Source organism: Streptomyces albidus (ex Kaewkla and Franco 2022), from assembly GCF_013870515.1.
In the GTDB taxonomy this organism is placed as follows: Bacteria; Actinomycetota; Actinomycetes; order Streptomycetales; family Streptomycetaceae; genus Streptomyces; species Streptomyces albidus.
In genome coordinates this window covers 1-5,387 of the sequence record NZ_JACBXA010000327.1, presented here as the reverse complement: position 1 = coordinate 5,387, position 5,387 = coordinate 1, and the positions used below count along the sequence as shown (strand labels likewise).

Sequence of the window (5,387 nt, the reverse complement as noted above, 5' to 3'; positions counted from 1 at the left end):
CGACATCGTCCACGCGCACAGTGCCAAGGCGGGGCTGGCCGCACGCCTGGCGCTTCGGGGCCGCGTGCCGACGGTGTACCAGCCGCACGCGTGGTCCTTCGAGGCTGTCGAGGGACGCACCGCCAGGCTCGCCCGCAGCTGGGAGCGCTGGGCTGCGCGCTGGACGGACCGGCTGCTGTGCGTGAGCGAGGCGGAGCGCCGCACGGGAGAGAAGGCGGGGGTCACCGCACCCTGGGCGGTCGTGCGCAACGGGGTGGACCTGAGCTCCTTCGCCTCCCCGTCGGCGGACTCGTCCCAGCAGGACATCCGGGCCGCCGAGCGTGCCACTGCCCGTGCTGCCCTTCCGGCACTCGAAGAAGTGCCGGCGGACGCACCCCTGGTCGTGTGCGTGGGACGGCTCTGCCCCCAGAAGGGGCAGCGCACCCTGCTGAGCGCGTGGGCGCAGATCACCGCACAGGTGCCGGGCGCCTGGCTCGTGCTCGTAGGTGACGGGCCGGACCGTGAGGAGCTGAGCGAACGGGCGCCGGAGCGGGTGCTTTTCGCGGGTGCGAGTGACGAGGTGAACCACTGGTACGGCGCTGCCGACCTGGCCGTGCTGCCCTCGTTGTGGGAGGGCATGGCCCTCACTCCGCTCGAGGCGATGGCCTGTGGACGACCGGTGGTGGTCACGGACGTGGGCGGTGCCCGCGAATGCCTTCCGCCGGGACAGGAGGAGGACTGCCTGGTCCCGGCCGGAGACCACCGCGCGCTGGCCGAGGCGGTGACGAAGCTTCTGGGCGACCCGGGGCTACGGGACTTCCTGGGTGAGGCCGCGCGCAAGCACGTACGGGCGGACTTCGACGTGCGGCAGACGGCGGCGTCCGTGCTGCGGCTGTACCGCGAACTGCTCGGAGCCCGGACCTCCCAGGTCGAGGGGCGTGCCGCGCAATGACGCAGGACAGCACCGACGAGAGGTCGCACACCGCCCGTGTGGTGACCCGGCCTGTAGGCGACGGGGACATGAGCATCGCCGTACAGCCGCCCAAACCCTCGCGTGAACAGCGCGTCCCCCCGCCCGCGGGCGGTGTCCGGCGCCGGAAGAAGCTCGGACTGAGGCACCGCGGCGCGGCAGCGCTCGTCTCCGCAGACATGGTGGCCTCGACGGCGGTCGTGCTGACCCTCGAAGGCGGCCTGCCGGATCCGCTCCTGCTCGGGCCGATCACCGTCTGCGTGCTGGGACTCAACGCGCAGGCCGGTCTGTACCGTCCGGGGCTGCAGACGTACGCGCTGGACGAACTGCCCGCCCTCGTCGCCCGCGCGGCAATGGCGTGGTGCGTGGCGGCCGCCGTGATCGCGGCCTTCGAGCGGCCGGCAGCGCTGCACTGGCTGGCGCTGCTGATCGCTGTCGCCGCCAACGCCGCCCTCTCCTTCACGACGCGGGCCTTCGTGCACGGGATCCGGCGCTTCAAGGCGTGGCGCAGTCCCAGTCCCGCGCTCGTCGTGGGCAGCGGGCAGTTGGCGCACACGGTCGCGCGGGTCTTCTCAGAGCACACCCGGTACGGGCTTCGGCCGGTCGGGTTCGTCGAGCTCGGCGGTGCCGGCAGTACGGCCGGTCTCCCCGACGACACCGCCGGAATGGACGAGGCACCCCTGCCCGTCGTCGTCGCGCTGGAGGACGTGACCAGGGCGGTCATCCAGAACACCGTCCGCGACGTCGTCTTCCTCCACTCGCCGTGGGAGCAGCCGCACAACGCGCTGCTGGCGCGGCTGCTCCACGAGCGGGGCGTCGCGGGATGGCTGGTGCGCCCCGGATGCGCGGTCGGCGTGCACGGGACGCACGACTCGGGACCGGCACACGTGTGGGGGTTCTCCTGCCGTCGCCTGTCCCTGGAATGCCCCAGCCCCGGCTGGAGTTGGCGCAAGCGGCTGCTGGACCTCGTCCTGGTCGCGCCGGCGCTTCTCTTCGCCGCCCCGGTGCTCGCCGCCTGTGCGCTGGCCGTTCGGCTCTCCGACGGACCGGGGGTGATCTTCCGGCAGGAGCGGGTCGGGCTGGGCGGAGGACCGTTCACCCTGCTGAAGTTCCGCACGCTGCGTCCCGCCGATGAACGGGAGTCGGCCACCCTCTGGAGCGTCGCGGGCGACGAGCGGATGAGCAGGGTCGGCAGGCTGCTGCGCCGTACGTCGCTGGACGAGCTGCCGCAGCTGTGGAACGTACTGCGCGGAGACATGAGCCTCGTCGGCCCCCGGCCTGAACGCCCGTACTTCGTGCAGCAGTTCAGCAAGGAGCTTCCCGGCTACTCCGAGCGGCACCGCTCACCCGTCGGCATCACCGGTCTCGCCCAGGTGCACGGGCTGCGCGGCAACACCTCGATCGAGGACCGCGCCCGCTTCGACAACCACTACGTCGAGACGTGGTCGCTGTGGCAGGACGTACGGATCATGATCCAGACCGTGACCTCCTTCTTCCGTCTCGAAGGACGGTGACCACGGTGACAGTCGTAGTCCCGGAGAGCCGGCGGCCGCCCCTCGAAGTCGGGCAGCGGCTGCCGGAACGCACGCCCCCCGCGCATGGCGCCGCCCCGAAGAGCAGCAGGCGCCCCTGGACCCGATGGGTGTTCTGGAAGCGCTGGGCGCCGATGGGACCCACGGTGGCGACGGTTCTCGTGCTCTGCGCACCGGCGCAGACGAGCGACGTCACCACGTCCGGCAATGTCACCGTCCCAGACGCGGCCTCCATGGTGCTGGTGGTGTGGTGCCTGGTGAGGCTGCTGCGCGGACGCGGCGGGCGGCTCACGCCGACGGCAGCGGTGGTGCTCGGGGCACCAGCCGTGGCCTTCGCCGTGACCACCGCCGCGTCCGCCGATCCCTCCGCGAGCCTGCCCGGCTTCGTCCGCTACCTGCAGATCTTCGTCGTGGTCCCGGCGGCCGTGCTGCTGATGATGCGGGACACGAAGGACTTCAGGCTGCTGTGCGGTGCACTCGTGCTGCTCGCCCTCGTGCAGGGCAGCGTCGGCGTCGTGCAGAACCTCACGGGGACCGGCGCCTCGTACATGGGTCAGAACATCCGCGCGGTCGGCACCTTCGGCGCACTCGACATCATGGGGATGTCGACGGTGGTCTCCTACGGCCTCGTTGCGGCCTTCGCCCTGTGCCTGGCCGCGCCTGCCGAGAGCCCGAAGCTCCTGCGGATCGGCGCCCTGTGCTGTGCGGCAGCGCTCCTGGTCCCGCTCGTCCTCTCCTACAGCCGGGGCGCGTGGATCGCCACGGTCGCGGCGTGCACCGTCGTGCTGCTGCTTGCCGCGCTGCGTAAGGCACTGGTGGCGTTCGCGGCGCTGACCGCCGTGATGGTCGTGCTGGTCGGCGGCTTCGGAGTCGGTTCCACGATGGTCGAGGAGCGCCTCAGCAGCATCGCCGACGTCAACTCCGCACCCGACCGTTCCGTCACCGACCGCTACAGCCTCTGGTCGGCGGCCACCAGCATCTGGCAGGACGACCCCGCCACGGGCGTCGGGCCGAAGAACTTCCCCGCGTACCGCGACGGACACGCCCCCGTGGGCCTCTCCTCGGGGAGCGACACCGCGGGCGCGGGCACGCAGTTCCAGCGCGAGCCGCTTCTCTCCCCGCACAACATGTATCTGCTCGTCCTCAGCGAGCAGGGCCTGATCGGGGTGATGGCCTTCGTGGGCGGCGGGACCGCGCTGACCGTGTGCGGTCTGCGGCGGTTGCACTCCGCCCGGCGGGCCTCCCGTTCGGCCGGTGCCGCCGATGCGCCGGGTACCTCCGACTGCGGGCTCGTCGCCGTCGGGCTGATCGTCTGGCAGACGGTCGACTTCCTGTACGCCGACATCGGCGGACCCTCGACCGTACTGACCGCCCTCGTGCTCGGAGCGGTGGCCTGGTGGGCGCTCGCGCCGACCCCGACCGAGGACGACGAGGCGCCCGGCCGATGACCGACACGCACGCTTCCCGCACCACCCAGGGCGCTCCGCCGTCCGCCGGGAAGGGCGGCGCCCCTCCCCCGCTGGGACGGTTCCTCGCCAGGGCGGCGGTCATCACGGCGGCGTTCACGGCGGCCGGTGCCTTCTTCGGTCTGCTGCGCGACCAGACCATCGCGAGTCTCTTCGGAGCCGACGCCGACACCGACGCCTTCCTCGTCGCCTGGACCGTTCCCGAGCTTGCCGCGACGCTGCTCATCGAGGACGCCATGGCTCTCATCCTCGTCCCCGCCTTCAGCCTCGCCCTCTCCCACAGAGCGGCCCGTTCACGCGAGGACGAGGACGGTACGTCCACCGCACCCGACCCCGTCTGGGGCGTGGTGACGGCGACTCTGCCGCGCCTCGCTCTGGGGCTCGCAGCGGCCGGCGCCGTGCTGATGCTCACCGCGCCGCTCCTCGTACGGGTGCTGGCGCCGGGTCTGCCGGACGCCCGTACGGCTGTCGACTGCATGCGGCTGACATCCCTGACCGTCGTGACCTTCGGGCTGGCCGGCTACTTCAGCGCGGCCCTGCGCGCGCACCGGCACTTCGTCGCTCCCGCCGCGATCTACGTCGCCTACAACGTCGCGATCATCACTGTGATGTTCGCCGGGCACGCCGCGTGGGGCGTACGGGCGGCGGCTGTGGGGGTGGCTGCGGGCGGTCTGCTGATGGTGCTCGTCCAACTCCCCTCCTTCGTCGCACGGTTGCCGAGCCGGGCGAGCCGTCGCGCCGCACGCGCTGCCCGTCGCGCGGGCGTCCTCGCAGGTCCGGGAGCGATGAAGGGACGAGTCGCGCTGCTGGGCTTCGGCGTGCTGGCGCCGGTGGTGGTCTTCGCGCTGATGCGTCAGGGGCAGGTTCTCTTCGAGCGCTTCCTCGCGTCCCCGCTGCCCTCCGGCGCCATCTCGCACCTCAACTACGCGCAGAAGGTCGCGCAGATGCCGATGGTGCTCTCGCTGATGGTGTGCACCGTCACCTTCCCGGTCGTCGCCCGCGCCATGGCGGACGGGGACACGGAACGGGCCCGCCGCCGCGTGGAGCGCGATCTGGCGCTCGTCGGGATCGTGGTGCTGCTGGGCGCCGCCTACGTCACCGCGTGCGCCCCGCAGCTCATCCAGCTCCTCTTCCAGCGCGGCGCGTTCGGCCCGGGCGACACCGCGGACACCGCCTCGGTGATGCGGGTCTACAGCTGCGGCCTGCTCGGTCACAGCATGGTCGGCGCCCTCGTGCGCCCGTTCTTCTCCGGCACCCGGCCCACCTGGTATCCGGCCGCGGCGATGGGCACCGGGCTTTCCGTCACCGTGATCGCGGGGGCGATCGCGGTGCGCTTCTGGGGCGTTCACGGCATCGCCGCCGCGAACGCCGTCGGCATCACCACAGCGGCGCTGCTGCTGCTGTTCGGACTCGGTGCCCGGGTGGTCGCCATCGACGTAC

At 72.2% G+C, this 5,387-nt stretch carries 4 protein-coding genes; all 4 read left to right on the top strand.

Annotation, left to right across the window (positions count from 1 at the left end):
- On the top strand, window positions 1-931 hold a 931-nt coding region (locus tag H5J26_RS28000; protein ID WP_181768758.1), incomplete at its 5' end, for a glycosyltransferase.
- Complete coding sequence (locus H5J26_RS27995; RefSeq protein WP_181768757.1) at window positions 928-2,463, top strand: sugar transferase; 1,536 nt, start codon at window positions 928-930, stop codon at window positions 2,461-2,463. The genes H5J26_RS28000 and H5J26_RS27995, both read left to right, overlap by 4 nt.
- 5 nt (window positions 2,464-2,468) lie before the next feature.
- Entirely contained in the window at window positions 2,469-3,929 is a 1,461-nt protein-coding gene (locus H5J26_RS27990; protein ID WP_419183860.1) for an O-antigen ligase family protein, read from the top strand.
- The coding region (locus H5J26_RS27985; RefSeq protein WP_181768756.1) for a lipid II flippase MurJ at window positions 3,926-5,387 on the top strand (1,462 nt) is incomplete at its 3' end. The genes H5J26_RS27990 and H5J26_RS27985, both read left to right, overlap by 4 nt.

Coding starts and splice junctions, on each gene's coding strand:
- H5J26_RS27995 (WP_181768757.1), top strand. CDS start 928: ATGACGCAGGACAGCACCGACGAGAGGTCGCACACCGCCCGTGTGGTG.